Origin of the sequence: Cellulomonas pakistanensis, from assembly GCF_016862755.1 — a bacterium.
GTDB lineage: Bacteria > Actinomycetota > Actinomycetes > Actinomycetales > Cellulomonadaceae > Cellulomonas > Cellulomonas pakistanensis.
The window spans coordinates 60,083-86,674 of record NZ_BONO01000011.1; the positions used below are offsets into that span (position 1 = coordinate 60,083).

General features: G+C 74.9%; 27 protein-coding genes. 6 read left to right on the forward strand and 21 right to left on the reverse strand.

The window, feature by feature from the left end; genetic code table 11:
- The first annotated feature begins 48 nt into the window (after positions 1 to 48).
- Positions 49 to 399 (forward strand): hypothetical protein, encoded by a 351-nt coding sequence (locus Cpa01nite_RS08820; RefSeq protein ID WP_203668386.1) that lies wholly within the window; start codon positions 49 to 51, stop codon positions 397 to 399.
- 70 nt (positions 400 to 469) lie between these two features.
- On the opposite strand, the gene deoC is transcribed toward Cpa01nite_RS08820, so the two are convergent.
- The 12 genes from deoC to Cpa01nite_RS08880 form a co-directional block, all read right to left on the reverse strand.
- Entirely contained in the window at positions 470 to 1,144 is a 675-nt protein-coding gene (gene deoC / locus Cpa01nite_RS08825) for a deoxyribose-phosphate aldolase (RefSeq protein ID WP_203668387.1), read from the reverse strand.
- Positions 1,141 to 2,244 (reverse strand): adenosine deaminase, encoded by a 1,104-nt coding sequence (locus tag Cpa01nite_RS08830; RefSeq protein ID WP_203668388.1) that lies wholly within the window; start codon positions 2,242 to 2,244, stop codon positions 1,141 to 1,143. The genes deoC and Cpa01nite_RS08830 overlap by 4 nt, the downstream gene beginning before the upstream one ends.
- A 152-nt stretch (positions 2,245 to 2,396) precedes the next feature.
- A complete protein-coding gene (locus Cpa01nite_RS08835; protein ID WP_203668389.1) occupies positions 2,397 to 2,618 on the reverse strand; it encodes a hypothetical protein in 222 nt (73 codons plus the stop codon).
- A gap of 126 nt (positions 2,619 to 2,744) precedes the next feature.
- Entirely contained in the window at positions 2,745 to 3,683 is a 939-nt protein-coding gene (locus tag Cpa01nite_RS08840; RefSeq protein ID WP_203668390.1) for a hypothetical protein, read from the reverse strand.
- A 135-nt stretch (positions 3,684 to 3,818) separates the two neighbouring features.
- Positions 3,819 to 5,111 carry a thymidine phosphorylase gene (locus Cpa01nite_RS08845; RefSeq protein WP_203668391.1) on the reverse strand — a complete coding sequence of 431 codons (1,293 nt, stop codon included), beginning with the start codon at positions 5,109 to 5,111 and terminating at the stop codon, positions 3,819 to 3,821.
- Positions 5,108 to 5,521 carry a cytidine deaminase gene (locus Cpa01nite_RS08850; RefSeq protein WP_203668392.1) on the reverse strand — a complete coding sequence of 138 codons (414 nt, stop codon included), beginning with the start codon at positions 5,519 to 5,521 and terminating at the stop codon, positions 5,108 to 5,110. The genes Cpa01nite_RS08845 and Cpa01nite_RS08850 overlap by 4 nt, the downstream gene beginning before the upstream one ends.
- A 78-nt stretch (positions 5,522 to 5,599) precedes the next feature.
- Positions 5,600 to 6,880, reverse strand: coding sequence for an ABC transporter permease (locus tag Cpa01nite_RS08855; protein ID WP_203668393.1), 1,281 nt, complete (start codon positions 6,878 to 6,880; stop codon positions 5,600 to 5,602).
- Complete coding sequence (locus tag Cpa01nite_RS08860; protein WP_373307372.1) at positions 6,877 to 8,160, reverse strand: ABC transporter permease; 1,284 nt, start codon at positions 8,158 to 8,160, stop codon at positions 6,877 to 6,879. Before Cpa01nite_RS08860 ends, Cpa01nite_RS08855 begins: the two co-directional genes overlap by 4 nt.
- Positions 8,157 to 9,737 (reverse strand): ABC transporter ATP-binding protein, encoded by a 1,581-nt coding sequence (locus Cpa01nite_RS08865; RefSeq protein WP_203668394.1) that lies wholly within the window; start codon positions 9,735 to 9,737, stop codon positions 8,157 to 8,159. The genes Cpa01nite_RS08860 and Cpa01nite_RS08865 overlap by 4 nt, the downstream gene beginning before the upstream one ends.
- Before the next feature lie 148 nt (positions 9,738 to 9,885).
- Positions 9,886 to 10,977 carry a BMP family lipoprotein gene (locus Cpa01nite_RS08870; RefSeq protein WP_203668395.1) on the reverse strand — a complete coding sequence of 364 codons (1,092 nt, stop codon included), beginning with the start codon at positions 10,975 to 10,977 and terminating at the stop codon, positions 9,886 to 9,888.
- 228 nt (positions 10,978 to 11,205) lie between these two features.
- Positions 11,206 to 12,408: an amidohydrolase gene (locus Cpa01nite_RS08875; RefSeq protein ID WP_239068647.1), complete on the reverse strand. Its 1,203-nt coding sequence runs from the start codon at positions 12,406 to 12,408 to the stop codon at positions 11,206 to 11,208.
- A gap of 70 nt (positions 12,409 to 12,478) precedes the next feature.
- Positions 12,479 to 13,645, reverse strand: coding sequence for a mannose-1-phosphate guanylyltransferase (locus tag Cpa01nite_RS08880; RefSeq protein ID WP_203668396.1), 1,167 nt, complete (start codon positions 13,643 to 13,645; stop codon positions 12,479 to 12,481).
- A 317-nt stretch (positions 13,646 to 13,962) separates the two neighbouring features.
- Between Cpa01nite_RS08880 and sdhC the strand changes: the two genes are divergently transcribed.
- The 4 genes from sdhC to Cpa01nite_RS08900 are packed head-to-tail and all read left to right on the forward strand — an operon-like array spanning position 13,963 to position 17,403.
- Positions 13,963 to 14,298: a succinate dehydrogenase, cytochrome b556 subunit gene (sdhC, locus tag Cpa01nite_RS08885; protein ID WP_239068656.1), complete on the forward strand. Its 336-nt coding sequence runs from the start codon at positions 13,963 to 13,965 to the stop codon at positions 14,296 to 14,298.
- Positions 14,298 to 14,747 (forward strand): succinate dehydrogenase hydrophobic membrane anchor subunit, encoded by a 450-nt coding sequence (locus Cpa01nite_RS08890; protein WP_203668398.1) that lies wholly within the window; start codon positions 14,298 to 14,300, stop codon positions 14,745 to 14,747. The genes sdhC and Cpa01nite_RS08890 overlap by 1 nt, the downstream gene beginning before the upstream one ends.
- 50 nt (positions 14,748 to 14,797) lie before the next feature.
- Positions 14,798 to 16,636: a succinate dehydrogenase flavoprotein subunit gene (sdhA, locus tag Cpa01nite_RS08895; protein ID WP_203668399.1), complete on the forward strand. Its 1,839-nt coding sequence runs from the start codon at positions 14,798 to 14,800 to the stop codon at positions 16,634 to 16,636.
- Entirely contained in the window at positions 16,636 to 17,403 is a 768-nt protein-coding gene (locus Cpa01nite_RS08900) for a succinate dehydrogenase iron-sulfur subunit (protein ID WP_166942903.1), read from the forward strand. Before sdhA ends, Cpa01nite_RS08900 begins: the two co-directional genes overlap by 1 nt.
- Before the next feature lie 96 nt (positions 17,404 to 17,499).
- On the opposite strand, the gene Cpa01nite_RS08905 is transcribed toward Cpa01nite_RS08900, so the two are convergent.
- The 9 genes from Cpa01nite_RS08905 to sigE all read right to left on the reverse strand — a co-directional run bounded on the left by Cpa01nite_RS08905 (position 17,500) and on the right by sigE (position 25,667).
- The gene (locus Cpa01nite_RS08905; protein WP_203668400.1) at positions 17,500 to 17,778 is read right to left on the reverse strand and encodes a hypothetical protein; all 279 of its coding nucleotides are present in this window, start codon (positions 17,776 to 17,778) and stop codon (positions 17,500 to 17,502) included.
- 10 nt (positions 17,779 to 17,788) lie between these two features.
- Positions 17,789 to 18,823 carry a putative endonuclease domain-containing protein gene (locus Cpa01nite_RS08910; RefSeq protein WP_203668401.1) on the reverse strand — a complete coding sequence of 345 codons (1,035 nt, stop codon included), beginning with the start codon at positions 18,821 to 18,823 and terminating at the stop codon, positions 17,789 to 17,791.
- A 195-nt stretch (positions 18,824 to 19,018) separates the two neighbouring features.
- A complete protein-coding gene (locus Cpa01nite_RS08915; RefSeq protein ID WP_203668402.1) occupies positions 19,019 to 20,053 on the reverse strand; it encodes a YihY/virulence factor BrkB family protein in 1,035 nt (344 codons plus the stop codon).
- Between the two features lie 94 nt (positions 20,054 to 20,147).
- Positions 20,148 to 20,687 (reverse strand): 2'-5' RNA ligase family protein, encoded by a 540-nt coding sequence (locus Cpa01nite_RS08920; RefSeq protein WP_203668403.1) that lies wholly within the window; start codon positions 20,685 to 20,687, stop codon positions 20,148 to 20,150.
- Positions 20,684 to 21,706 (reverse strand): tryptophan--tRNA ligase, encoded by a 1,023-nt coding sequence (trpS, locus tag Cpa01nite_RS08925; protein ID WP_203668404.1) that lies wholly within the window; start codon positions 21,704 to 21,706, stop codon positions 20,684 to 20,686. The genes Cpa01nite_RS08920 and trpS overlap by 4 nt, the downstream gene beginning before the upstream one ends.
- 68 nt (positions 21,707 to 21,774) lie before the next feature.
- Positions 21,775 to 22,164 carry a twin-arginine translocase TatA/TatE family subunit gene (locus Cpa01nite_RS08930; protein WP_203668405.1) on the reverse strand — a complete coding sequence of 130 codons (390 nt, stop codon included), beginning with the start codon at positions 22,162 to 22,164 and terminating at the stop codon, positions 21,775 to 21,777.
- A 79-nt stretch (positions 22,165 to 22,243) separates the two neighbouring features.
- Positions 22,244 to 23,494, reverse strand: coding sequence for a S1C family serine protease (locus tag Cpa01nite_RS08935; RefSeq protein WP_239068648.1), 1,251 nt, complete (start codon positions 23,492 to 23,494; stop codon positions 22,244 to 22,246).
- A 455-nt stretch (positions 23,495 to 23,949) separates the two neighbouring features.
- Positions 23,950 to 25,071: a zf-HC2 domain-containing protein gene (locus Cpa01nite_RS08940; RefSeq protein ID WP_203668406.1), complete on the reverse strand. Its 1,122-nt coding sequence runs from the start codon at positions 25,069 to 25,071 to the stop codon at positions 23,950 to 23,952.
- On the reverse strand, positions 25,068 to 25,667 hold the full coding sequence (gene sigE, locus Cpa01nite_RS08945) for an RNA polymerase sigma factor SigE (RefSeq protein WP_203668407.1): 600 nt from the start codon (positions 25,665 to 25,667) through the stop codon (positions 25,068 to 25,070). The genes Cpa01nite_RS08940 and sigE overlap by 4 nt, the downstream gene beginning before the upstream one ends.
- Positions 25,668 to 25,955: 288 nt before the next feature.
- On the opposite strand from sigE, the gene Cpa01nite_RS08950 reads away from it, so the two are divergent.
- A complete protein-coding gene (locus Cpa01nite_RS08950) occupies positions 25,956 to 26,588 on the forward strand; it encodes an O-methyltransferase (RefSeq protein WP_203668447.1) in 633 nt (210 codons plus the stop codon).
- Positions 26,589 to 26,592: the final 4 nt, after the last annotated feature.

Consider the following 26,592-nt stretch of genomic DNA (forward strand, 5'->3'; position numbering starts at 1 on the left):
CGCGGGGACGGGCCGGCTCCGCGTCCGGTGGGCGCTAACGTGCTGGGGGTGGCCTCGACCGGGGCCCGGCGCCCGCCCGCTGTCCGCGTCCTCGCCCTGGGGCCGGTGCTCCTCGCGACCGCGGTGCTGGTCGCGGCCCTCGCGGTGCTCTGGCTCCGCACGCTGCCCGCCGCGAACCCCCATGAGGTCTGCCCCGCGATCTACCCGGGGCCGTGGTGGTGCACCGCGGCCCAGGTCCAGGCGCGCGGTGCCCGGATCACGCAGGTGCTCCTGCTCGTCTACGCCGCCGTGGTCGCGGCTGCGACGCTGCTGCACCGGCGGTGGCCTCGCGCGGCGTGGCTGCCCGTCCTGGTGCTGCCGGTGGCGGGCTGGCTCACGCAGGTCGCCGCGACGCCGTGACCCGGGACGGATCACGGCCCGGCCCCGCGCGGGGAGCCGGGCCGTGACGGCCGTCGGTGACGGGTGCGGGTCAGTACCCGCCGTCCGCCTCGAACCCGCCGAGCACCGCGGCGGTGCCGGACAGGCCCAGGCGAGTCGCGCCGGCCTCGATCATCGCGAGCGCGTCCGCGGTGGTGCGGATGCCGCCCGACGCCTTGATGCCGAGGCGGCCGCCGACGGTGGCGTTCATGATCTCGACGGCGTGCACGGTCGCGCCGCCCGCGGGGTGGAAGCCGGTCGAGGTCTTCACGAAGTCGGCGCCCGCGGCTTCGGCGGCGCGGCAGACCTCGACGATCTCGTGGTCGGACAGCGCGGCCGACTCGATGATGACCTTGAGCACGACGGGCGCCGGGGTCGCGGCGCGCACGGCGGCGATGTCGGCCTGCACGTCGGCGAACCGGCCCTCCTTGGCGGCGCCGACGTCGATGACCATGTCGACCTCGTCCGCGCCGTCGGCGACGGAGCGGGCGGCCTCGGCGGCCTTGACGTCGCTGTGGTGCTTGCCGGACGGGAAGCCGCACACGGTGGCGACCTTGAGGCCCTGGGCGTCCAGCGGCAGGAACGACGGGGAGACGCACACGGAGTACACGCCGAGCGACGCGCCCTCGGTGACGAGCGCCTCGACGTCCGCGCGGGTCGCCTCGGGCTTGAGGAGCGTGTGGTCGACGAACTGCGCCAGCGCGGCGGCGTCGAGGGACTGGGTCATGCGCGGTGCCTTCCTGTTCCGGTCGGTGCGTGGCCGGGGAGGATCACCCGGTCGATGAGGTCCTGGCGCTCGTCGGCGTGCACGAACGCGTGGCGGGCGGCGGTCACGGTGACCGTCCGCACGTCGTCGAGGGTCCAGCCGGCCTCCGTGACGAGCAGGTGCAGCTCGCGGCTCAGGCTGGTGCGGGACTGCAGGCGGTTGTCGGTGTTCACCGTGACGGCGAAGCCGAGCCGCAGCAGCGTGGTCACCGGGTGCGTCGCGATCGACACCGCCGCGCCGGTCTGCAGGTTCGACGTCGGGCACACCTCGAGGGCGATGCCGCGGTCGCGGACCCAGTGCGCCAACCGGCCGAGCCGGTGGGTCGGGCCGTGCTCCGGGTCCTCCGCGACGTGGATGTCGTCCACCAGCCGGACGCCGTGGCCCAGGCGCAGCGCGCCGACGTCGACGGCCTCGTCCAGCGAGTCGCGGCCCGCGGCCTCGCCCGCGTGCACGGTGACCGGGAACCGGGCGGTCCGCAGCTGCGCGAACGCGGCGCCCAGCGCGCTCGCCGGGAAACCGGCCTCGGGCCCGGCGATGTCGAAGCCGACCACGCCCCGGTCCCGGTTCGCCAGGGCGAGGGCGGCGACCTCGTCGGCGCGGTCGGATTGGCGCATGGCGCACAGCAGCAGGCGGGCGCGGATCGTCCGGCCCTGCTCCGCCGCCTCGGCCTCGCCCTCGGACAGGCCCTCCAGCACGGCGTCGACGGCCTGCTGGAGCGAGAGGCCGCCGGACTGGTGCAGCTCGGGCGCGAACCGCTCCTCCACGTACACGACGCCGTCCGCGGCCAGGTCGAGCACCGCCTCGCGGGCGACGCGGCGCAGCGCCTTCGGCCGCTGCATGACGGCCAGCGTGTGGCTGAAGGTGGCGATGTAGGTCTCGAGGCTGCCGCTGTCGGCCGCGTCGCGGAACCAGGCCGCCAGGGCCTCGGGGTCCGGGGCGGGCAGCTCGTGCCCGACCTTGGCGGCGAGCTCGACGACGGTCTGCGGGCGCACGCCGCCGTCGAGGTGGTCGTGCAGGAGGACCTTGGGCAGCGCGACGATCTGCTCGAAGGTCACGGTCATGGGGCCACCGTAGTCGGCGGGCGCCCCGATCCCCGCATCGGGACACCGGGGCGGCCGGGGGCACCGCGCCGCTTGCGGCCGCGGCCCGGGGATGGGCCCGGCGGCGGTCCCGGCGCGGTTCCGGCGCGGTCCTGGCGCGGCCCCAGCGCGGCTCAGGGGTAGTCGTCGCGCTCGTCCGCGGGAAGGGCGGCGGTCTGCTCCGCGACGTCGGCGGGGTCGGCCTCGCCGGCCAGGTCGGGGCGCGGCTCGTCCGGCTGGTAGCCGCCCTCGCGGACGTCGCCGTCGTCGTCCGGCGCGACCTCGGGGAGGTCCGTCAGCGCGGGCTCGACGAGGCCCGCGTCCTGCCAGCTCCGGTCTCCGGGCACGGTGCTCATGTCCACTCCTGGCGGTCGGCGGCGGGTACGGCACCATCGTGACCCCCCGCCCCCGAGACCGCCAGATCGGCCTGGTCGCAACCTCCGGGTTGCACAACCCCGTCGACGCGGAGGACGCGGACCGCGTCAGCGCGGGCGAGCGGGCAGCAGCGCCCAGGCCAGGTGGGTCCAGTGCCCGAGCGCCGGGACCGGGCCGGCCGGCTCCCGCAGCGCCGCGCGGGGCAGCGGCAGGACCGCGCCCGCGCCGGGCTCGTAGACCCAGTACCCGTCCCCCGCCCGGCCGACCGCGAGCACCACGTGCCGCGGCACCGCGGCGCCCACGCCGCCGGACAGGTCGCCCCCGGAGTACAGCGGGACCGGGACGCCGCGGTCGAGGGCGGCGTCGACGCGGGCGAGCAGGTCGTCGACCTCGTCGGTCCGGGTGTCGTCGACCAGCACCGAGCGGTACCGGACGCCGGGGAACCGGGCCAGGCGGGCGGCGCCCCACGGCGGTGTGCCGAGCGCCCGAGGCCAGGGCAGCACCCCGGCGACCGCACGCGCGGTGCTGCGCCGGTGCAGCGCCGCCTGGAGCAGGCCCCAGCGGGCCGCCGCGGCCTCCTCGCCGGTCGCCGACGCGTGCACGACGCGACCGTCCGGCGTGCGGAACCAGGTCGGGGCGTCGGGGTGGTGCGGGTCCGCGGGCTCGGGCAGGTCGAGGCCGGCGAGCTCCGGCGGCGGCGGGCCGTCGGGCAGGCGGCCGGTCACAAGCCAGAGCGCCAGGCGCGGGTCGCCGGCGGCCGCGAGCAGCCCGAGCACCGCCGCGCCGCAGGTCGTGCCGTCGACCTGCCGCGCCGCGGCCGTCCCCCAGCGCAGGACGCGGCCGGCGGGGACGTCGAGCGGCGCGAGCACCTGCGCGCGGCGGCGGGCGTCGAGCCCGTCGAGCAGCTGGCCCGGCAGCGCGGCGCCGGCGATCGAAGCGCCGACGCGGCCTGCCGGGTTGGCGGGCACCGGCGCGGGCGCCGGCGGCACCACCCGCCCGCGCACCGCCCGCAGCACCGTCGTCAGCTGTCCGGTGCGCCAGGTCATCACACGCTCCACATCGTCGAGAGGTCACAGCATGGCGGGTTCACCGCCGGGAAGCGCCCGGACCGCGACCCCTCGGCGGGGCCGGGACGCGGCGAGGCCCCGCAGCGGCGCGCGCTGCGGGGCCTCGCCCGGGGGTCAGGACGCCGCGATGCGGTCCAGGACCAGCGGGGTCGGCGTGCCGGCCTCGGCGGCGACGTCGAAGCCGCCCTCCAGGGCCTCCTTGGCGCGCTCGAACCGCTCCGGGGTGTCCGTGTGCAGCGTCAGCAGGGGCTGACCCGCCCGCACGGCGTCGCCCGGCTTGGCGTGCAGCTCCACGCCCGCGCCGGCCTGCACCGGGTCCTCCTTGCGCGCGCGGCCGGCGCCGAGGCGCCACGCCGCGATGCCCACCGCGTACGCGTCGAGGCGGGTGAGCACGCCGTCGGCCGGCGCGAGCACCTGCTCGGTGTGCCGCGCGACCGGCAGCGGCGCGTCGGCGTCGCCGCCCTGCGCCTCGATCATCCGGCGCCACACGTCCATCGCCCGCCCGTCGGTGAGCGCCGCGCGGACGTCGTGCCCGGGGCGCCCGGCCGCGGCCAGCATCTCCTCGGCCAGCGCGACGGTCAGCTCGACCACGTCGGACGGCCCCCCGCCGGCGAGCACCTCGAGCGACTCCCGGACCTCGAGCGCGTTGCCCGCGGTGAGGCCGAGCGGCGTCGACATGTCGGTGAGCAGCGCGACGGTGTTCACGCCCGCGTCGGTGCCGAGGTCGACCATGGTGCGCGCGAGCTCGCGGGCGCGGTCCAGGTCCTTCATGAACGCGCCGGAGCCGACCTTGACGTCGAGCACCAGCGCGCCGGTGCCCTCGGCGATCTTCTTGCTCATGATCGACGAGGCGATCAGCGGGATCGCCTCCACGGTGCCGGTGACGTCGCGCAGCGCGTAGAGCTTCCGGTCGGCGGGCGCGAGGCCGGAGCCGGCCTGGCAGATGACGGCGCCGGGGCCGTCGAGCTGCGCCATCATCTCGTCGTTCGACAGCGCCGCGCGCCAGCCCGGGATGGACTCGAGCTTGTCGAGGGTGCCGCCGGTGTGGCCGAGGCCGCGGCCGGACAGCTGCGGCACCGCGACGTCGAACACGGCGACGAGCGGCGCCAGCGGCAGGGTGATCTTGTCGCCGACGCCGCCGGTCGAGTGCTTGTCGGCGGTGGGCCGGCGCAGGCCGGAGAAGTCCATCCGCTCGCCCGAGGCGATCATCGCGGCGGTCCACCGCGAGATCTCGGCGCGGTCCATGCCGTTGAGCAGGATCGCCATGTTGAGGGCGGCCATCTGCTCCTCGGCGACGACGCCGCGGGTGTACGCGTCGACGACCCAGTCGATCTGCGCGTCGGTCAGGCGGTGACCGTCGCGCTTGGCGACGATGACGTCGACGGCGTCGAACTTCTCGGTGCTCACTCGGACTTCCTCTCGACCAGGTCGGCGTTCCCGAACGCGTCGGGCAGCACCTCGGTCATCGGCTTGATCCCGCTCACCGTGTCGACGAGCAGGTCGGGTCCCCCGTGCTCCCACAGGAGCTGGCGGCAGCGGCCGCAGGGCATCAGGGCGTTCCCGTGGGCGTCCACGCAGGCGAACGCCACGAGGCGCCCGCCGCCGGACACGTGCAGGCCGGACACCAGCGCGCACTCGGCGCACAGGGTCAGGCCGTAGGAGGCGTTCTCGACGTTGCAGCCGACGACCACGCGGCCGTCGTCCACCAGCGCGGCGACGCCGACCGGGAACTTCGAGTACGGGACGTACGCGCGGTGCATCACCTCGGTGGCGGCGGCGCGCAGGGCGTCCCAGTCGATCTCAGGGGTGGTGGTCATCTCCAGCTCCTCCCGGGGCCAGCGCCCCACCAGCACGAACGGCCGCCGACCCGGTGGGGGTCGACGGCCGCGCGCGACTCACTTGACGTACGCGACGCCCTCCGCGGCGGGCGCCCGCACGCGGCCGACGAGGCCGGCCACGGCGAAGATCGTCACGATGTACGGGGTCATCAGCATGATCTGGCTGGGGATCGGCGTGCCGATGATGCCGAGGACGACCTGCAGGTTGTCGGCGAAGCCGAACAGCAGGGCCGCGGCGAGCGCGCCCTTCGGGCTCCACCGGCCGAGGATCATCGCGGCGAGGGCGATGAAGCCCTTGCCGCCGGTCATCTCCTTGCCGAACGCCAGTCCGTTCGCGACCGTGAAGAACGCGCCGCCGAGGCCGGCGATGGCGCCGCCCAGCAGGGTGTTCCACACGCGGGTGCGGTTGACCTTGATGCCGACGGTGTCGGCGGCCTTCGGGTGCTCGCCGACCGCCCGCATGCGCAGGCCCCAGCGGCTCTTGAACACCAGCACCTGGAGGACGATCACCACGACGTACATCAGGTAGACGAGGATCGTCTGCCGGAACAGCACCGGGCCGATGACCGGGATGTCCGAGAGCAGCGGGATCGGCAGCGTGGGCAGCCGCTCCGGCGCGTTCAGGGTGGCGGAGTTCTCCCGCAGGACGGTCGAGAACAGGTACGACGTGATGCCGACGACGAGCACGTTGAGCACGACGCCGACGATGATCTGGTCGACCACGTACTTGATGGCGAACACCACCAGCAGGGCCGAGACCAGGGCGCCGGCGATGGGCGCGGCGATCAGGCCGACGTAGGCGCTGGACGTGATGGTCGCGACGACCGCGGCGAGGAACGCGCCGGCGAGCAGCTGGCCCTCGATCGCGATGTTGATGATGCCGGACCGCTCGCTGACCAGGCCGGCGAGGGCGCCGAACACCAGCGGCACCGCGAGGAACAGCGAGCCCTGCAGCAGGCTGGTCAGCGGCAGCGGCTGCGCCTTGCCGGCGACGGCCCAGGTGAGCAGCGCGAACACGAGCACCACGGCGTAGACGGCGGGCAGCCAGACGCCGACCTTGCGGCGGGTCCGGGCGGCTTGGAAGGACCACGCCGCGAGCCCGAGGGCGATGAGGCAGAGCACGATCGCGGTGAGCTTGGACGGGACGGAGAACTGGATGTTCTCGCCCGGCGCGAACATGGTGAACGCGGTCTCGCGACCCGAGGCGGGCAGGATCCCGAACAGCAGCAGCGCCACGGCGGCGACCGCTCCGTAGGCGATCGGCGCCTTGTACGAGACCGGCGGGAGCGGCTTGCCCGCCGCGGCGCGCGCGGGGGCGGGGGCGGCGACGGCGCTCACGCGGCGGCCTCCTTGACGACGGGCGCGGCGAGCTCGGCCGGCTGGGCGCCGGGACCGCGGGGGGACGGGAGGCGGAACACCGCGCGCACCAGCGGGGGCGCTGCGATGAACAGCACGACGAGGGACTGGACGACCAGCACGATGTCGATGGGCGTGCCGGTGCGGGACTGCATCGCGAACCCACCCGCGCGCAGCGCGCCGAACAGCAGGCCCGCGAAGAACGTGCCGAGCGGCTTGGACCGGCCCAGCAGCGCCACGGTGATCGCGTCGAACCCGAAGCTGGCCGCGATGCCGGCGGTGAGCACCTTCTCGGTGCCGAGCACCTGCGCGGTGCCCGCCATGCCGGCCAGGCCGCCGGCGACCAGCATCACGAGCAGGTACATGCGGTTGACGTTGATGCCCGCGGTGCGCGCGGCGTTCGGGTTGGACCCGACGGCGCGGAACGCGAACCCGAGCGTCGACCGGTTCATCAGCCACCACACGAACACGGCGGCGAGGATCGCGACCACGAACCCGAGGTGCAGCCGGAACTGCGAGCCGAGCAGCTGCGGGTACAGCGCGTTCCCGGCGACCGGCGGGGACACCGGGTTGTTGCTGTCGCCCCGCTTGAACGCCGACGTGGTGAGCAGGTAGCCCACCAGGTAGATGGCGATGTTGTTCAGCATGATCGTGACGATGACCTCGTTGGCCCCGGTCCGGGCCTTGAGGTAGCCGGCGATGCCGGCCCAGAGGCCGCCGCCGATCACGCCGCCGATCACGGCGAGCAGCAGGTGCAGCACCGGGGGCAGGTCCCACGCGAAGCCGATGTAGCCCGCGAAGATCGCGCCGAGGATGATCTGCCCCTGCGCGCCGATGTTGAACATGCCGGCCCGGAAGCCGATGCCCAGGCCGAGACCCGCGAGGATCAGCGGCACGGACCAGGTCATGGTCTCGGTGAGCGGCCGGATCGCGCGGGCGAACGTGGCCGCGCCCGGGTCGAAGACGGCGCCCTGGAACAGGGCGACGTAGGCGCCCCACACCGCGTTCCACGCGGCGGAGAAGAAGTCCGCCGGGCGGGCGAAGAAGTACCCGGCGGCGTCCTGCACGGCGCTGTCGGCGGCGGCGATCAGCACGCCGGAGATGACGAGCGCGAGGACGAGCGCCGCGACCGTCACCAGCCAGCTGCTGGTCAGCATCTCGCGCAGCGCGCCCTGGGCGCGGGACTCGAGGCCGTCGTCGCGGCGCGCCGGCGCGGTCGACCCGGCCGGCGGCTGCTCGGGGGCGGGGGTCGCCTGGCTCACTTGCTCTCCTCCTCGGAGGCCTCGATGTCGGCCTCGCCGAGCACGGTGTGGTGGGTCGCGGCCTGCTGCACGGCCTCGGCCTGCGGGACGCCGGCCATCATGAGGCCGAGCACGTCGCGGTCGGTGCCGCCGGGGACGACGCCGACGATGCGGCCGCGGTACATGACGACGATCCGGTCGGCCAGGGCGAGCACCTCGTCCAGCTCGGTCGACACGATGATCACCGGGGTGCCGGAGTCCCGCTCCTGCACGATGCGCTTGTGCACGAACTCGATGGACCCGACGTCGAGGCCGCGGGTGGGCTGGGACGCGATGAACAGCCGCAGCGGGCGGGACATCTCACGCGCCAGGACGACCTTCTGCTGGTTGCCGCCGGACAGCGTGCCGGCGTGCGCGTCGACCGACGGGGTGCGGACGTCGAACTCCACCGTCCGGCGCTCGGCGTTCTCCTGGACCCGCTTCGGGTCCAGCGAGATCCCGCGCGCGAACGGGGCGCGGTCGTAGAGGTCGAGGATGAGATTCTCGGCGACGGAGAAGTCGGCGACGACGCCGTCCTCCGTGCGGTCCTCGGGCACGAAGCCGACGCCCGCGTCGAGCACCTGCTTGACGGTGCGGCCGACCAGCTCGGTGCCGTCCAGCACGACCGACCCGGCGACCGGCTGCTGCAGGCCCAGGATCACCTCGGTGAGCTCGGTCTGCCCGTTGCCCTGCACGCCGGCGACCGCGACGATCTCGCCGCGCGCGACGTCGAACGACACGTCGTCGACCTGGCGCACGCCCGCCTCGTCGAGCACGGACAGGTCGCGCACCCGCAGGGCGACCTCGCCGGCCTGCGCGGGCGCGCGGTCGACGCCGAGCGACACGGAGCGGCCGACCATGAGCGAGGCGAGCTCGGTCTCGGCGGCGTCCGGCCACGCGCTGCCGACGACCTTGCCGCGCCGGATGACGGTGATCCGGTCGGCGACGGCGCGGACCTCGCGGAGCTTGTGGGTGATGAAGACGATGGACGTGCCCGCGGCCTTGAGCTGGCGCATGATCGCGATCAGCTCGTCGGTCTCCTGCGGCGTCAGCACCGCGGTCGGCTCGTCGAGGATGAGGACCCGCGCGTCCCGGGACAGCGCCTTGATGATCTCGACGCGCTGCTGCGCGCCGACCGGCAGGTCCTCGACCATGGCGTCGGGGTCGACGTCGAACCCGAACCGGTCGGAGATCTCCTTGACGCGGCGCCGCGCCTCGGCGAGGTCGATGAGTCCGCCGCCCTTGACCGGCTCGTAGCCGAGGACCACGTTCTCCGCGACGGTGAAGACCGGGACCAGCATGAAGTGCTGGTGCACCATGCCGATGCCCGCCGCCATCGCGTCGCCGGGACCGGCGAACTCGACGGGGCGGTCGTCGACGAGGATCTCGCCGTCGTCCGGGTCGTAGAACCCGTAGAGCACGTTCATCAGCGTGCTCTTGCCCGCGCCGTTCTCACCCAGCAGGGCGTGGATCTCGCCGGGCTCGACCACCAGGTCGATGTGGTCGTTCGCCACCAGGGCGCCGAAACGCTTGGTGATCCCCCGCAGCTCCAGCTTCACGTGGGCCTGCTCCTTCGATCGTTCGTGTCGCTGCGCACACTAGGCCAATCCTGACGGCCGGTGACAGCCGCGGGGCCCGGCGGGCGCCGGTGGACGCACCGGTGGCCCGGGCAGGCGTGCTGCCCGGGCCACCGAGGTGCGTGGTGCGTCAGTTCTGGCTGATGGACTCCACGACCAGGTCGCCGGAGACGATCTGGGCCTTGAGGTCCTCGACGGCCGTCTTGACCTCGTCGGTCACGACCGAGTCGAAGTCGTGGAACGGCGCGATGCCGATGCCCTCGTTCTCCAGGGTGCCGACGTACGGCTCGGAGGAGAAGCTGCCCGCCGAGGCCTCCTTGACCGTGTCGTACACGGCCTGGCCGATCTCCTTCATGACCGAGGTCAGGATGATCGAGGAGTAGTCGGGCGAGGTCTCGAACCAGTCGGCGTCGACGCCGACGATGGAGACGTCGCCGGCCTCCTGCGCCGCCGCGGCGGCACCCAGGCCGACCGGGCCGGCGACCGGCATGATGACGTCCGCGCCCTGGTCGATGAAGCCCGTCGCGAGGTTCTGGCCGTTGGTCTGGTTCTCGAAGTCACCGGTGAAGGAACCCGTCTGGGCCTCCTTGTCCCAGCCGAGGACCTGGACGTCCGCGCCGTTGTCCTCGTTGTACTTCGCGACGCCGTCGACGAAGCCGTCCATGAAGATCGACACGGACGGGAGCTGGATGCCGCCGAAGGTGGCGACGGTGCCCGTGGTCGAGGTGCCCGCGGCGACGTAGCCGGCCAGGTACGCGGCCTCCTGCGTGTTGAACAGCAGCGGCTTGGCGTTGTCCAGCGTGACCGGCTCGAAGTTCTCGTCGGTGAACGCGGAGTCGATCAGCGCGAACTCGACGTCGGGGTTCGCCTCGGCCGCGGCCTGGATCGGGTCCTCGAGGAGGAAGCCGACGCCGATGATCAGGTTGCAGTCCTGCTGGACCAGCGAGTCGATGTTCGGCGTGAAGTCGGTCTCGGCGGTCGACTCGACCTTGACCTCCTCGATGCCCAGCTCCTCGGCCGCGCGGTCCAGACCCTCGGCGCCGGACTGGTTGAAGGACTTGTCCTCGAAGCCGCCCGAGTCGGAGACCATGCAGGCCTTGAAGTCGGAGCCGGCCTCGCCGCCGCCGGCGGTGTCGTCGGACTCCTCCGGGGCGCTGCCGCAGGCGGCGAGGGCGAGCGCGACAGCCCCGGAGAGGGCGGCCGCACGGATGATCTTCTTCACGCGATGCTCCTGCTTCTCGTCGTCGACCGGTCCGCGAGGTCCGGGTGCGCGACGCGCGCCGTTGCGCGTCGCTCCGCCGGGGTCGTCCGGTGTTCGCCGAAACACTAGCCACGCGCAGGTGTCGGCTGTGTTACCGGACACCTTCCGGGGCCCTTCGTTACTCACTTGGAACATTCGTCCGGGCCGCGGCTCACCCGACCGGCCCAGCGCGGGCGACCCCCGGCGCCGTCAGCCGCGCGGCGTCGCCCCGACACGCAGCGCGGCGCGGGCCAGCAGCGCGGCGCCCGCCGCGATCGCGCGCTCGTCCACGACGAGGTCGCCCTGGTGGATGTCGTAGGTGCGTCCGCCCGGCGTCCGCGTCCCGAGCCGCGCCATCGCCCCCGGGACCCGCGTCAGGTACCAGGCGAAGTCCTCGCCACCGAGCGACTGCTCCGTGAGGTGCACGGACTCCTCGCCGAGCACGTCCCGGGCGGCCGCCTCGAGGACGGTCACCGCCCGCTCCTCGTTCTCGACCGGCGGGACGCCCCGCTGGTGCCGCACCTCGACCTCGACCCCGTACGGGGCGACGACCTGCTCGACGGCGTCGTGCAGCACCTGCGACGCCTTCTCCCAGGCCCGCACGTCCAGGCAGCGCAGCGTCCCGCGCACCGACCCGGACGCCGGGATCGCGTTGTGCGCCGAGCCGGACTGCACCGCGCCCCACGTGAGGTTGACGCCGGACCGCGGGTCCAGCCGCCGGCCGAGCACCGCGGGCACCTGGGTGATGACCTGCCCCAGCGCGTAGACCAGGTCGGCGGTGAGGTGCGGCCGGGACGTGTGCCCGCCCGGACCGGTCAGGACGACGGTGATCTCGTCCGACGCGGACGTGATCGGGCCGATCCGGCTGCCGATCCCGCCGACGTCGACCTTCGGGTCGCAGTGCAGCGCGAAGATCCGGCCGATGCCGTCCAGGCCGCCGGCGGCGATCACGTCGAGGGCGCCGCCGGGCTGGACCTCCTCGGCCGGCTGGAAGATCAGCCGCACGCCGTGCGGGAGCTCGCCCGCGGCGTGCAGCTCGGCGAGCACCAGGCCCGCGCCCAGCACCGCCGCGGTGTGCACGTCGTGGCCGCAGGCGTGCGCGACGCCGTGCACCGTGGACGCGTAGGGCAGGCCCGTCGTCTCCTGCACCGGCAGGGCGTCGATGTCCGCCCGGAGCGCGATCCTCCGACCGCCCGTCTCGACCGGGCTGGGCCCGATGTCGCACGTGAGGCCGGTCCCCGGCAACATCCGCGGGGCGAGCCCGGCGAGCCGGAGCCGGTCGGCGACGAGCCGGGTCGTGCGCTGCTCGGTGCGGCCGAGCTCGGGGTGGGCGTGGATGTCGCGCCGGATCTCGACCAGCTCCGGCTCGAGGGTCGCGACGAGCTGGTTGATCCGGGAGGCGTCGACGATCACCCTTCCGACACTAGCCGTCCGCGCAGGTGGCGGCAGGTCCGCAGCGGCGCGCCAGGCCCCGCCGGGGTCGTCACAGCAGGTCGTCGCGGCCGCGCTCGCGCCAGCCGTCGACCGCCTGCTTCACGGCCTGCGCGTGCGCCCGGGTCGTGACGAGCAGGGCGTCGGGGGTGTCGACCACGACCGCGTCGCGGACGCCGAGCACGGTCACGGCGCGGCCCGCGCCGGGCACGACGACCGACCCCGCGGCGTCCAGCCGCTGCACCAGCGCCTCCTCGCCGAGCGTCCGGCCGCCCTCGACCCCGACCGCGGGCAGCAGCGCCGCGAGGGAGTCGAAGTCGCCGACGTCGTCCCAGGTGAACGAGCCCGGCACCACCGCGACCCCGCCGGCGGCGGCCACCGGCTCGGCGATCGCGTGGTCGATGGCGATCTTCGTCAGCCCCGGCCACGTCTCGGCGAGGACGGCGTCCCGGCGCCCCGCGTCGTCCCAGGCGGCGGCGATCGCGCGCAGGCCCGCCGCCAGCGGGGGCAGCTGCCGGGCCAGGTGGTCGAGCAGCACGCCGGCCTGGACGAGGAACATGCCGGCGTTCCACCAGTAGTCGCCGGTCGCGAGGTAGCCGGCGGCGGTCTCGGCGTCCGGCTTCTCGGTGAACCCGGCGACGTGCCGCGCGCTCGGGGCGCCCTCGGCGCCGAGCGGCCCCGCGGCGCGGATGTAGCCGAACGCGGTCGACGGCTCGGTCGCGGTGATGCCGATCGTCACGACGTAGCCGGCGCGCGCCGCGGCGACGCCCTCCGTGACCGCCGACCAGAACCCGTCGAGGTCGTCGATCACGTGGTCGGCCGCGAACGAGCCGAGCACCACGTCGGGCCCGTGCCGCTCGGCGAGGATCGCGGCGGCGAGGCCGATCGCGGCCATCGAGTCGCGCGGCGACGGCTCGGCCACGACCTGGCCCGCGCCGAGCTCGGGCAGCTGCGCGGTGACAGCCTGCGCGTGCCGCACGCCCGTCACGACGAGCACGCCGTCGCGGCCGGTCAGCGGCAGCAGCCGGTCGACCGTGCCCTGCAGCAGCGTGCGGCCCGTGCCGGTCAGGTCGTGCAGGAACTTCGGCGACCCCTGCCGGGACAGCGGCCACAGCCGGGTTCCGGCGCCGCCGGCGGGCACGACGGCGTGGAAGCCGTCGATCGGCCGGGGGGCGGAAGACGCGGAGGACGCGGGCGACGCGGCGGCGGGGCTCGACATGCGGGGCAGCGTATCGGGACGAAGCCGACCCGGGCCGGACGCTCGTCACCCGTGTGAGTGGTTCCGCGCCGGGTGCCGCCGGACCAGGGACTCTGGTCCCGGAGCGGGTGTGCGCTTGGTCACATCAGGCCCGGATCGGGCCTCCCCCGGCGGGTGACCCAGCGCACGATCACTAGAGTGATCGGACCGGACACAGCAGTCCCGCCCGACTCGCCAGGAGGCCTCCCGTGCCCACTGCGCCGACCGAACCGCGCAACGACGCCGCCCCCACGGCGCAGCGGATCCCCGGCGGCACCCTCTACCGCGGCCGCGAAGGCATGTGGTCCTGGGTCGCTCACCGCATCACTGGGTTCCTGATCTTCTTCTTCCTGCTCGTGCACGTGCTGGACACGTCGCTCGTGCGGGTCTCCCCCGAGGCGTACAACGCCGTGATCGGGACCTACAAGAACCCGATCATGGGCCTCGGCGAGGCCGGCCTCGTCGCCGCCATCGTGTTCCACGCCTTCAACGGCATCCGGATCATACTGGTCGACTTCTGGTCGAAGGGCGCGAAGTACCAGCGCGTCATGCTCTGGGTCGTGCTCGGCCTGTTCGTCGTGACGATGGCGGGCTTCCTGCCGCGGCACCTCATGCACGTCTTCGGAGGCGAGTGATGACGACCATCTCCGCTCCGCGCACCCGCGGCGCCGGCCCCGGCCGGCGCACCTCCCGCGGCAACTGGGAGCTGTACGGCTGGGTGTTCATGCGCGCGTCCGGCGTCGTGCTGCTCGTGCTGATCTTCGGCCACCTGTTCGTGAACCTGGTCGCCGGCGACGGCATCAGCGCCATCGACTTCGGGTTCGTCGCCGGCAAGTGGGCGTCCCCGTTCTGGCAGGTCTGGGACCTGCTCATGCTCTGGCTCGCGATGATCCACGGCACCAACGGCGTCCGGACGATCATCAACGACTACGCCGAGCGCGACGGCACCCGGATGGTGCTGAAGCTGGCGCTGTACGTGTCGTTCGTGGTCGTCGTCGTGCTCGGCACGCTGGTGATCTTCACGTTCGACCCGTGCCCGCCGAACAGCCCGGCGGACCTGCTGCCGTCGTTCTGCACGGCCTGACGCCCCGCCCCCTCGTCACCCCCGCTTCTCGCTTGGAGGCATCGACCCCGATGCAGACCCACCAGTTCGACGTCGTCATCGTCGGCGCCGGCGGCGCCGGGATGCGCGCCGCGCTCGAGTCGTCCGCCCGCACCCGCACGGCGGTCATCTCGAAGCTGTACCCCACCCGCTCGCACACCGGGGCGGCCCAGGGCGGCATGTGCGCCGCGCTCGGCAACGTCGAGGACGACAACCCCGAGTGGCACACGTTCGACACCGTCAAGGGCGGCGACTACCTGGTCGACCAGGACGCCGCGACCATCATGGCGAACGAGGCCATCGACGCCGTGCTCGACCTGGAGCGCATGGGCCTGCCGTTCAACCGCACCCCCGAGGGCCGGATCGACCAGCGCCGGTTCGGCGGGCACACCCGCAACCACGGCGAGGCCGCCGTGCGCCGGGCCTGCTACGCCGCGGACCGCACCGGCCACATGATCCTGCAGACGCTCTACCAGCAGTGCGTGAAGAACGAGGTCGCGTTCTTCAACGAGTTCTACGTGCTCGACCTGATCCTCACGCACGACCTGACCGGCCGCGAGGTCCCGGACGGCGAGGACGTCGCCGTGTCCGGCGTCGTGGCGTACGAGCTGGCCACCGGCGAGCTGCACGTGTTCCGCGCCAAGTCGGTCGTGCTGGCCACCGGCGGCGCCGGCAAGATCTACAAGACCACCTCGAACGCGCACACCCTGACCGGCGACGGCATGGCCCTGGCCTACCGCCGCGGCCTGCCGCTGGAGGACATGGAGTTCTTCCAGTTCCACCCGACCGGCCTGGCCGGCCTCGGCATCCTGCTGTCCGAGGCCGCGCGCGGCGAGGGCGGCATCCTCCGCAACGCCGACGGCGAGCGGTTCATGGAGCGCTACGCCCCCACCATCAAGGACCTCGCGCCGCGCGACATCGTCGCCCGGTCGATGGCCAACGAGGTGCGCGAGGGCCGTGGCGCGGGTCCGAACAAGGACTACGTCCTGCTCGACCTGACCCACCTGGACCCCGCGCACATCGACGCGAAGCTCCCGGACATCACCGAGTTCGCGCGCACCTACCTCGGCATCGAGCCGTACACGGAGCCGGTGCCGGTCTACCCGACCGCGCACTACGCGATGGGCGGCGTGCCGACGAACGTCGAGGGCGAGGTCCTCCGGGACACCACGCACGTCGTCCGCGGCCTGTACGCCGCGGGCGAGGTCGCGTGCGTCTCCGTGCACGGCTCCAACCGGCTCGGCACCAACTCGCTCCTGGACATCAACGTGTTCGGCAAGCGCGCCGGCATCTCGGCGGCCGAGTACGCGGCCGGGGCGTCCTGGGTGGACCTCCCGGCCGAGCCGGCCGCGGCGGTCGTCGCCCAGCTCGAGGAGATGCGCGACCGTCCGCAGGGCGAGCGCGTGTCCGACGTCCGCCGCGAGCTGCAGCAGACGATGGACACCAACGCGCAGGTGTTCCGCACCGCCGAGTCGCTGCGTCAGGCGTTCCAGGACATCCAGGTGCTGCAGGAGCGGTACTCCCGGGTCTCGGTCCAGGACAAGGGCCGGATGTTCAACACCGACCTCATCGAGGCGATCGAGCTGGGCTTCCTGCTCGACATCGCCGAGACGGTCGTCGTCGGGGCGCTCAACCGGCGCGAGTCCCGCGGCGGGCACTTCCGCGAGGACTACCCCAAGCGCGACGACGAGAGCTTCATGGAGCACACGATGGCGTACCGCCGGCAGCCCGGCGTGCCCGTCGACTCCCCCGCCGGCTCCGCGCCGAAGGGCGAGGAGGTGCCGCCGCCCGGGCCCGGGCGCCCGGTCGTGCTCCTGGGCACCAAGCCCGTCGTGACCACCGTGTACCAGCCGATGGAGCGGAAGTACTGATGACTGCTGTCGCAGAGCGCTCGGCCGCCGCCGAGCCCAAGGCCGGCGAGATCCCGTCGTTCGAGGTCACGCTGAAGATCCGCCGCTACACCCCCGAGACGCACGGCGACGAGGCGTACTGGGAGGAGCACACGGTCACCGCCCACGGCACCGACCGCCTGCTCGACGCCCTGCACAAGATCAAGTGGGAGTCGGACGGCTCGCTGACGTTCCGGCGGTCCTGCGCCCACGGCGTGTGCGGCTCGGACGCCATGCGGATCAACGGCCGCAACCGGCTCGCGTGCAAGGCCCTGCTCAAGGACCTCAACCCGGACAAGCCGATCACCGTCGAGCCGATCAAGGGCCTGCCGGTGATCAAGGACCTCGTGGTCGACATGGAGCCGTTCTTCGCCTCCTACCGCGAGATCATGCCGTTCCTCATCACGACCGGCACCGAGCCGTCCCGCGAGCGGCTCCAGTCCCCCGAGCAGCGGGCGCGGTTCGACGACACCACCAAGTGCATCCTGTGCGCCGCGTGCACGAGCTCGTGCCCCGTGTTCTGGACCGACGGCCAGTACTTCGGCCCGGCGGCGATCGTCAACGCGCACCGGTTCATCTTCGACAGCCGCGACGAGGGCGGCGCGCAGCGCCTCGAGATCCTCAACGACAAGGAGGGCGTCTGGCGCTGCCGGACCACCTTCAACTGCACCGAGGCCTGCCCGCGCGGCATCGAGGTCACGAAGGCGATCCAGGAGGTCAAGCGCGCGATGATCACCCGCGCGTTCTGACCCCCGGGGGCCTGCGGCCCCTCCCTCGAGTGGAAGATCCGGCCCGACACGCCCCGGCGTGTCGGACCGGATCTTCCACTCGTGCCTCGGGAACGGTCAGCGGCGGCGCCGGCCGAGCCTGCGGAGCACGTCCCGGGTGCCGGTGACCACGAGCGCCACCCACCCGACCGCGAGGACCCCGACACCGACGAGCGCCCCGACGACCGCTCCTCGGACGTCTCCGATCGCGTAGCCCAGGCACCCGGCACCGCCGATCACCACGGCGACGACGGCGGCGACCACCACGATCTCCAGGAGCCCGTCGAGGAGTCCGCGCGCGAGCTCCCGCCCCAGGCTGCCGGACCCCGGTCTCGTCTCGTCAGGTGTCGCTCGCACGACGAGCAGGCTAGACGGCCGAGCGCGGTCCGTGCCGGTCCACGGCACCGAGCAGCCACCGCGCGTCCGCCCGGCGCCCGAGCGCTCGCCGCAGGGCGAGCCGGGCACGGTGCTGCCACCGGGCGCGCGCCGTGGCACTGACGAGGTCGGCCGACGTCGCCCTGACGACCTCCATGCCCAGTGAGCAGAGTCGCTCCTGCCGGCCCGCGTCGGAACTGCGTCGGTCAGCGTCCGCGTGCACCGCGCCGTCGTACTCGCCCACGAGGCCGCTCGTCGGGTCGAGGAGGTCGACCCGTGCCACGAACCGGTGGTCCGGGTCGAGCACGACGGCGTTGCACAGCGGCGCGGGCAGCCCCGCGGCGAGCCAGACCATCCGCAGGCGGGTCTCCTGCGGCGACTCCACCCCGCCTGCGGACAGCTCCAGCGCACGGCGCGCCGCGACCGTCCCGCGCCACCTCCTGCGGGACCGGATCAGCTCCTCCAGGTCGCCCGGGTCCAGGAGGTCCAGCGCCCGCAGACGGTCCAGGGCCACCACGGCCTCGGTCTCCGGCCCGAGCCGAGCCAGGTCGAACGCCGTCCGCAGCGCGCTCGTCGCCGGCAGCCCCTCCAGGACGACCCGCTCGCCCGCCGCCACACGGCTCCGCAGCAGCCGCCTGCCCGGTCCCGGTTCCAACCGCACCTCGGGCGGGGCGAGCAGCAGCACCGGACCCTGCCCGCCGCGCACCCGGTCGTCGCGGCCGTCGAACCAGGCCATCGGGTCGGCCTGCCGTCGGCCCGGGCGTCCACCGCGTGCCGCGCGGGCGGCGGCGAGCGCGGCTCGCTCGTGCAACCGCGCGGCCGCCCACCCGCCCAGCGTCACCTCGTCGGGCACCGCCGCCATCGCGACCCTGGTCCGGACGTCGGGGTCGTCGAGGTCCGTCCCCGTCACCACGTGCACGCCCGAGGCCGCTCGCACGTACCCCGCGCGCAGCGCCGCCCGAGCGCCGCGACGCCGCGCGTCACGGGCGGCGAGCACTGCGGGCAGGTCGTCGTGCGCCACGTCCATGCGCACCACCCTGTCGGCTCGCGCGCCTCCGCGGCCACGACGGCTCCTGCCCTGGGGACGACCCCTGGCGTGTCCCCGCGACCAGCCGGTCTCGAGTGGAAGATCTGGCCCGACACGCGCCGGCGTGTCGGGCCAGATCTTCCACTCGACGGGGAGGGGGTGCGGGTCAGGCCTCGACGGGGAGGGGTGGGTGGGTCAGGCCTCGGCGGGGGACGTGGGGGCGTCCGCCTCGGCGGGGGGCGGGTCGGCGGTCCAGGCGGCGGCCAGGAGGACGATCCGGGCGATCAGGTTGATCCAGATGAGCAGCGTCACGATGACCGCGAACGACGCCAGCAGCGCGTTGCGGTCCGCGGCCCCCGCCACCACCGACGTGCCCAGGACCCGCACGACGCCCAGGCCCAGTGCGGCGATCACCATCCCCTGCCGCAGGTCCCGCCACGGCGGCCGGAGCCCCGCCAGCACGAGGACGATGAGCGCGAACGTCCCGGCGTCCACCACGAACGCGACGGCGATGCCCGCGCCGCGCAGCACGAGCTGGCCGACCGGCGAGTCGTCCAGCCCCAGCACGCCGAGCGCCCAGTCCGCCGCGGTGGTGGTCGCGATACTGAGCAGCGCCGACGCCAGGATCGCGAGCCCGATGCCGACGAACCCGCCGAGCTCGCGCAGCTTGCCGGTCACGATGTTGCCGCCGCCCCCGTCGGCGGCGAACATCGCGCGGACCGCGGTGCGCAGCGCGGCCATGGCGGAGATCGCGCTGACCAGCAGCACGACGAACGCGACCGCGCCGGCGATCCCGATCCCGGTGCTCAGCTGGAGCGACTCCGGGTCGATGACGCCGTTGTCGTCGGGGTCCGTCTTCACCAGCCCCGGCAGGTTCGCGTCGATGGTGTCGAGCACGGTCTGCCGCAGGGCGTCGTTGTTGCCGAGCACGGCCATGAACACCGTGTACCCGATGGTCAGGCCGGCGAACACCGAGAAGATCGTGGCGTACGCGATGCCGCCGGTGAGGACGCCACCGCCGCCCTCGCCGAACCGGGCGTTCGCCCGCGCCGCGCGGGTGCCCTGCCACCACGCCAGCACCGCCTGGGCCCGGGCGACCAGCCCGGCGAACCCGCCGGGGTACACCCGGGCGCCGACGTCCCGCCGGTTCCCCGCGGCGACGTCGTCGGTGGTCGCGGCTGCGGCGGCGTGCGCGCGGCCGGCGCCCTGCGGTTCTGCCGGCACTCCCATGCGGACGACCCTAGGGAGCGCGCGGCGGCTCGGCATCCGGAGCCGCGACCCGTCCCGGCCGGTCAGGGCCGCGACCGGACCGGGTCCGCCGCCCTCAGCCCGCGAGCGGGTAGGACCCGATCGTCCGCCACGCGCCGTCGTCGCCGTGCTCGTAGACGTGGATCTCCGTCACGTCGAACCGCGCCTCGTAGCCCGCCATGTCGGCGAACGCGCGGTCGAGGGCGTCGTCGGGCACCTCGTGCGCGATCGTGACGTGCGGGTGGTAGTGGAACCGCAGCTCCTGGTCGAGGACGCCCGACCGGATGTCGACCTCGAGCAGCTCGCAGGACGCGATGCCCTCCACGACCTCGACGAACACGACCGGCGACACCGGCCGGAACGTCGCCGTCCCCCGCAGGTGCACGGCGAACGGCCGGTGCCGCGCGGCGACCTCCCGCAGGTGCGCGTCGGCGTCCGCCAGCGCCGCGGTCGGCAGGACGGTCGGGCCGAGCAGGGTGATGTGCGGGCGGATCAGGTGGGCGGCGGGGTCCCCGACGCGGGCGCGTGCCGCCGTGAGCTCCGCGGCGTACGGCTCCGGGACGGAGACCGCCACGCCGATCCGGAGCTCGTCGGCGAACGGCCCGGTGGGGTTCATGCGGTCCGGCGGCGCGGCAGGAGCCCGAAGCGGTCGGCGACCCGGTCGAGCGTGGCCCGCGCGATCGCCCGCGCCCGCTCGGCGCCGTCCTCCAGCACCGCGTCGAGCGAGGCCGGGTCGGACAGGTAGCCGTCGACGCGCTCCTGGAACGGGGCGAGGAACTCGACCACGACGTCCGCCAGGTCGACCTTGAGGTGCCCGTAGCCCTTGCCCGCGTAGTCCGCGACGATCGCGTCGACCTCGCGGCCGGTGAGCGCCGAGTAGATCGTCAGCAGGTTGGCGATGCCGGGCTGGTTCTCCCGGTCGAACCTGATCTCCGAGCCGGTGTCCGTCACCGCGGAGCGGATCCGCTTGGCGACGGTCTTCGGCGGGTCGAGCAGCTCGATGATGCCGTTCGGGCTGGCCGCCGACTTGCTCATCTTGGCGGTCGGGTCCTGCAGGTCGTAGATCTTGGCGGTCGCCTTGACGATGTGCGCGTCCGGCACGACCGCGGTGCCGTCGCCGAACCGCTTGTTCAGCCGCTCGGCCAGGTCGCGGGTCAGCTCCAGGTGCTGGCGCTGGTCCTCGCCGACCGGCACGAGCGCCGTGTCGTACAGCAGGATGTCCGCCGCCATGAGGATCGGGTACGTGAACAGGCCGACCGTGGTGCCCTCGGCGCCGTGCTTGGCCGACTTGTCCTTGAACTGCGTCATCCGGCCGGCCTCGCCGAACCCGGTCTGGCAGGACAGCAGCCAGGACAGCTCCGCGTGCTCCGCGACGTGCGACTGGACGAACAGGATCGACCGCTCCGGGTCCACGCCGGCCGCCAGGTACTGGGCCGCGGTGCGCCGGGTGCGCTCGCGCAGCTGCACGGGGTCGGGCGACACCGTCAGGGCGTGCAGGTCCACCACGCAGTACAGCGCGTCGTAGGCGTCCTGGAGCGCGACCCACTGGGTCAGCGCGCCGAGGTAGTTGCCGAGGTGGAGGGAGTCGGAGGTGGGCTGCATCCCGGAGAAGATGCGAGGGGAGCCGGAGACCATGGGTCCATTCTGACGGTCGGGGGCGGGTGGCCCGTGCAGGGGGTCGGGGCGGGGCGTGCGGCGCGCGGTCAGGTGGCCTCGTCGTCGAACGGCGCGGGGTCGCCCGGCGGCAGCGGCGTCGTCGCCGGCGCGGCGCGGGAGGCGTGCCCGGCCGCCGCGGCACCGGCCGCGGCGGCGGTGGTACGGGCCCCTGCCGGCGCGGGCTCGGGGTCGAGCAGCGCGTCGCGGACGATCCGGCGCGGGTCGTACTTGCGCGGGTCCAGCGCGGCCCAGTCGATGTCCTTGACCTCGTCGCCCAGCTCGTCGTCGACGCGCCGCCGGGTGTCGGCGAGGAAGTGCCGGGCCTGCTTGGTCAGCCGGGCCAGCTGCTCGGCGTAGCGTGGCAGCCGCGTCGGGCCGATCACGAGGACGGCCACGACCAGGATCACGAGGAGCTCGCCGCCGTTGATCCCGAACACCCGCCCAGGCTACCGCCCGGCGACCGCGGGACCTAGCGGTGTTCGCGCGGGACCCGGCGGCCGTCCCGCGCGGCCCGCGTCAGCCCGGGGCGGACTCGTCGAGCACCACCCGGACGTCGCGCTCGGCGCCGCCGGCCTCCCGCACCCGCAGGGTGACGGCCTCGCCCGGCGTGCGGGCCCGGATCGCGACGACGAGCTCGTCCGACGCGGTCACCGGCCGGCCGTCGATCGACAGGATGACGTCGCCCGCCCGGATCCCGGCGCGGTCGGCCGGGCCGTCCGGCGTGACGGGCTGCTGCCCGCCCTGCGGCTCGGTCGCGACCTGGACGCCCTCGCCCGTGTACGCGCCGTCGAGCAGCACGCCGATCACCGGGTAGGTGGCGACGCCCGACTCGATGAGCTGCTCGGCGGTGCGCCGCGCCTGGTTCGACGGGATGGCGAACCCGAGCCCGATGCTGCCGCCGCTGGTCGCCGCGGTGCCGGGCGGCTGGGCGATCGCCGAGTTGATGCCGACCACCTCGCCGGCGGCGTTCACCAGCGGGCCGCCGGAGTTGCCCGGGTTGATCGCGGCGTCGGTCTGGATCGCGTTGATGAACGCGGTCTCCTCCGCGCCGTCCCCCGCCGCCACCGGGCGGTTGAGCGCGCTGACGATGCCGGTCGTGACGGTGCCGGCGAGACCGAGCGGCGCGCCGACCGCGACCACCGGGTCGCCCACCTGCACCGCGTCCGAGTCCCCGAGCACCAGCGGGGTGAGCCCCTCGGCCTCGACCTTGAGCACCGCCAGGTCGTAGTCCGACGTGCTGCCGACGACCGTCGCGGCGAGCTGGGAGCCGTCCGCGAACAGCACGACGATCGAGGCGCCCGAGCCGGCGGCACTCGCGACGACGTGGTGGTTCGTGAGGATGTAGCCGTCCTGGCGCAGCACCAGGCCGGAGCCCGTCGAGCCGCCCGTGGCCGAGGTGACCTCGATCGACACGACCGACGGCAGCACCGTGGAGGCGATGCCCGCGACGCTGTCCGGGGCGCGGTCGCCGGTGCCGGTGCCGGTGCCCACGGTGGCGGGCAGGCCGGCGTCGGCCAGGTGCGGGTCGTCCCGCTCGATGCGCGCGCCGACGACGCCGCCGACCAGGCCCGCGCCGAACGCCGCGACCACGAGGCCCGCGACGACCGCCAGCGGCACGCGCCGGCGCCGGCCGCCGCGGCGGCGCCCGGCGGAGGGCGCGACGCCGAGGTCGGGCATCGGGAGCACCCCGGGCGGCAGCAGGCCGGGCGCGGGCGCGGCGCCGGGGTCCGCGGGCAGCGGGACCGGCGGCAGGTCGGTGACGGGCACGGGCGCGACGGGCGGTCCGGCGGCCGGTGCGCCGGCGGGGCGCGGGGCCCCGGCGGGCGCGCCCCAGGGCGACGGCGCGCCCCACGGCGACGGCGCGCCCCAGGGCGAGGGCCCGGGCTGCGCGGGCGTGGCCGGCCGCTGCGCCGCGCCGGCCCACGGCTGCGGGCCCCCGGCGGGCGGCGGGCCGCCGGCGGGGTGCTGGCCGGATGCGGGCGGCGCGTACGGCGAGGGGGCGGGCTGCCGCGGCGCCGCGTACGGCGACCGCTGCGGTGCCCCAGGGACCCCGGACGACGGCGCGCCGGCCGGCCCGGTCCACGACGGCGGCGCCGTCCAGCCGCGCGGGGCGGGCGGCGGCGGCGCGAACGGGTCGGCGGCGGGCGCGGGCTGCTCGCCCGCCCGGTCGTCGGCCCGCGGCTCCCCGGCGCCCGGCTCCGGGGCGCGGTCGTCCGGCGCCGTCACGGCAGGTGCACCGCGGCGGCGAACGTGTCCCAGCCGCGGGTCAGGCGGGCGGGCAGCCCGGAGTCGAACTCGCCCTCGGGGAACTGCGCCACGACCTGCGCGGCCTCCGTCCCGGTCCGGGAGGACACCACCTCGACGACCGTGTCGCCCGACTGCCAGGCGGCGTGCCACGGCTCGGCGGACAGCAGGTACACGGTGCGGCCCTCGACGTCGATCGGCTCGGCCGCGGTCAGCGCGGACACGTCGAGGCGGCCGTGCTGCTCGGTGACGACGACGTCGCCGGTCGGCCCGGCCAGGTCGACCTCGAGCGTGCGGCCCTCGTCGCGCAGGTGCACGGACGTGACCGACCAGCCGGCGGGGACCTGCGCGGGCGAGGTCCAGCCCTCGGCGCGCATCCAGTCCAGGTAGTCCTGGGTCGACGAGCCCGCGGCGGGGCCGGTCGCCCCGCCGGCGCTGACGGCCGGCACGGCGGCGAGGCCCGCGTCGCCGAGCAGCGACAGGGCCTCGGTGTGCTCGGTGGCGGGTGCGACGGTCGGCCGGTCGCCCAGCAGGAACAGCCCGACCGCGACGACGCCCAGCCCGGTGAGCGAGCCCACCGCGGCGCGCAGCCCGCGCCGCCCGTGCCCGGGGGTGCCGGACGGGCCAGGGACGACCGGCCGGTCGCCGAGCACCCGGCGCGACCCGAGCAGTGAGCCGCCGAGGACGCGGCCCGAGCCGAGCACGGACCGTCCGCCGAGGACGCCCTCGCCGAACGGACCGCGCCCGCCGAGCAGGCCGCCGATCCCGGAGCCGGGCGTGGTCGGCGTGCTCGGGAACGCCGCGGTGCCGTGCACGGGGCCCGGCGGGACGAACGGGTCCATCGCGCCGTGCCGGGTGCGGTCCGCGGGCGCCCCGGGCGGGATCGGTGCGCCGCCGAGGGCGAGCAGCCGGGCCGTCAGGTCACCCGCCGGGCGCACGTCGTCGCAGCCGGACAGGACCCGGCGCGCCGCCCGGGCGGCGGCGAGGTCGGCCGCGCACCGCGGGCAGCCGGCGACGTGCGCCAGGGCGCGCTCGGCCGCGGCCGGGGCGAGCTGGCCGTCGACGAGCGCGCTCACGCGGTCGCCGAGGTGGCCGCTCATCGGGCGCCCGCCGGGGCCGTCACCTCGGACGGGGTCGCGCCGGACGCGGCCGCGGCGCGGACCGAGGCGGGCGCGCGGTGCTCGAGGGCGACCCGGAGCCGGGCCCGGGCGCGGTGGATGCGCGAGCGCACCGTGCCGAGCTTGATGCCCAGGGTCACGGCGATCTCCTCGTACGACAGACCCTCGATGTCGCAGAGCACGACGGCCGCCCGGTACTCGGGCGGCAGCTCGTCGAGCGCGCGCTGCACGTCGACGTCGAGGTTCTCGTGCTCGAACGCGCGCTCGGGGCCGGCGCCGGTCGCCGGGTAGCGGTCGCCGTCCTCGCCCATGGCGTCCATGCGGATGCGCTGCTTGCGGCGGGCCGTGTCGAGGAACAGGTTGGTCGTGATCCGGTGCAGCCAGCCCTCGAACGTGCCGGGGGTGTACGTGGACAGCGACCGGAAGACGCGGACGAACACCTCCTGCGTGAGGTCCTCGGCGTCGTGCCGGTTGCCGGTGAGCCGGTAGGCCAGGCGGTACACGCGCGCGGAGTGCTCCCGGACGATCGCCTCCCAGGTCGGGGGCTGCCAGTCCGGGTCGGGCAACGAGGTCGCCATCCACGTCCTTCGATCTCGGGGGCCGCAGCGGGAGCGGCCCGGGGACCCAGTGTCCCAGGGCGGGGGCCCGGGTGCGAACCCGTCCACCCCTGTCCTCGCACAACGCGCACAGGTCCCGCCCCGTTCCCGCGCGCCGGGGTGACGTCCGCGCGTCGCGGCCGTCGGCGCGGCGGGCGCCGGTCCGCGCGCACTAGGCTGGCCAGCGCGCCCGCGCACGTCCGCGCACCCGCACCCCGCACCCCCCGCGCCGCGACCCACCCGCCGCGCACCCGCGACCAGGAGGACACCATCGCCACCGACAAGGCCGCCAGCTGGGTCTACGCCGAGGGCTTCGTCCCCGAGGACGACACCCTGCTGCGCGCGCGCGACCGCGCCGGCGAGCTCGGCTGCACGCCGGTGCAGCCCGGGACGGGCGCGGCGCTCACCGTGCTGGCCGCCGCCGGCCGGGCGCGCGCGGTGGTCGAGGTCGGCACGGGCGCCGGGGTCAGCGGGCTGCACCTGCTGCGCGGGATGCCGACGGACGGCGTGCTCACCACCATCGACGTCGAGGTGGAGCACCAGCGCGCGGCCAAGCAGGCCTTCGCCGAGGAGGGCGTCCGCGCGGCGCGCACCCGGACGATCTCCGGCCGGGCGCTGGACGTGCTCCCCCGGCTGACCGACGGGGCGTACGACCTGGTGTTCGTGGACGCCGACATCGAGAGCTACCCCGCGTACGTCGAGCGCGCGGTGCGGCTGCTGCGCCCGGGCGGCGTGCTGGCCGTGGACGACGCGCTCTGGCACGACCGGGTCGCCGACCCGGCGCGCCGGGACGAGGCGACGACGCTGGTCCGCGAGACCGGGCGGCTGGTCCGCGAGGACGACCGGCTGCTCCCCGCGATGCTCCCGGTCGGCGACGGGCTGCTGGTGGCCGTGCGCCGCTGACGCC

What these genes read in the sequence shown, in the direction of transcription:
- deoC (WP_203668387.1), bottom strand. Translation starts at nt 1,144, where the DNA reads ATGACCCAGTCCCTCGACGCCGCCGCGCTGGCGCAGTTCGTCGACCAC.
- Cpa01nite_RS08830 (WP_203668388.1), bottom strand. Translation starts at nt 2,244, where the DNA reads ATGACCGTGACCTTCGAGCAGATCGTCGCGCTGCCCAAGGTCCTCCTG.
- Cpa01nite_RS08835 (WP_203668389.1), bottom strand. Translation starts at nt 2,618, where the DNA reads ATGAGCACCGTGCCCGGAGACCGGAGCTGGCAGGACGCGGGCCTCGTC.
- Cpa01nite_RS08840 (WP_203668390.1), bottom strand. Translation starts at nt 3,683, where the DNA reads ATGACCTGGCGCACCGGACAGCTGACGACGGTGCTGCGGGCGGTGCGC.
- Cpa01nite_RS08850 (WP_203668392.1), bottom strand. Translation starts at nt 5,521, where the DNA reads ATGACCACCACCCCTGAGATCGACTGGGACGCCCTGCGCGCCGCCGCC.
- Cpa01nite_RS08880 (WP_203668396.1), bottom strand. Translation starts at nt 13,645, where the DNA reads ATGTCGAGCCCCGCCGCCGCGTCGCCCGCGTCCTCCGCGTCTTCCGCC.
- sdhC (WP_239068656.1), top strand. Translation starts at nt 13,963, where the DNA reads ATGTGGTCCTGGGTCGCTCACCGCATCACTGGGTTCCTGATCTTCTTC.
- Cpa01nite_RS08890 (WP_203668398.1), top strand. Translation starts at nt 14,298, where the DNA reads ATGACGACCATCTCCGCTCCGCGCACCCGCGGCGCCGGCCCCGGCCGG.
- sdhA (WP_203668399.1), top strand. Translation starts at nt 14,798, where the DNA reads ATGCAGACCCACCAGTTCGACGTCGTCATCGTCGGCGCCGGCGGCGCC.
- Cpa01nite_RS08900 (WP_166942903.1), top strand. Translation starts at nt 16,636, where the DNA reads ATGACTGCTGTCGCAGAGCGCTCGGCCGCCGCCGAGCCCAAGGCCGGC.
- Cpa01nite_RS08910 (WP_203668401.1), bottom strand. Translation starts at nt 18,823, where the DNA reads ATGGACGTGGCGCACGACGACCTGCCCGCAGTGCTCGCCGCCCGTGAC.
- Cpa01nite_RS08915 (WP_203668402.1), bottom strand. Translation starts at nt 20,053, where the DNA reads ATGGGAGTGCCGGCAGAACCGCAGGGCGCCGGCCGCGCGCACGCCGCC.
- Cpa01nite_RS08920 (WP_203668403.1), bottom strand. Translation starts at nt 20,687, where the DNA reads ATGAACCCCACCGGGCCGTTCGCCGACGAGCTCCGGATCGGCGTGGCG.
- trpS (WP_203668404.1), bottom strand. Translation starts at nt 21,706, where the DNA reads ATGGTCTCCGGCTCCCCTCGCATCTTCTCCGGGATGCAGCCCACCTCC.
- Cpa01nite_RS08940 (WP_203668406.1), bottom strand. Translation starts at nt 25,071, where the DNA reads ATGAGCGGCCACCTCGGCGACCGCGTGAGCGCGCTCGTCGACGGCCAG.
- sigE (WP_203668407.1), bottom strand. Translation starts at nt 25,667, where the DNA reads ATGGCGACCTCGTTGCCCGACCCGGACTGGCAGCCCCCGACCTGGGAG.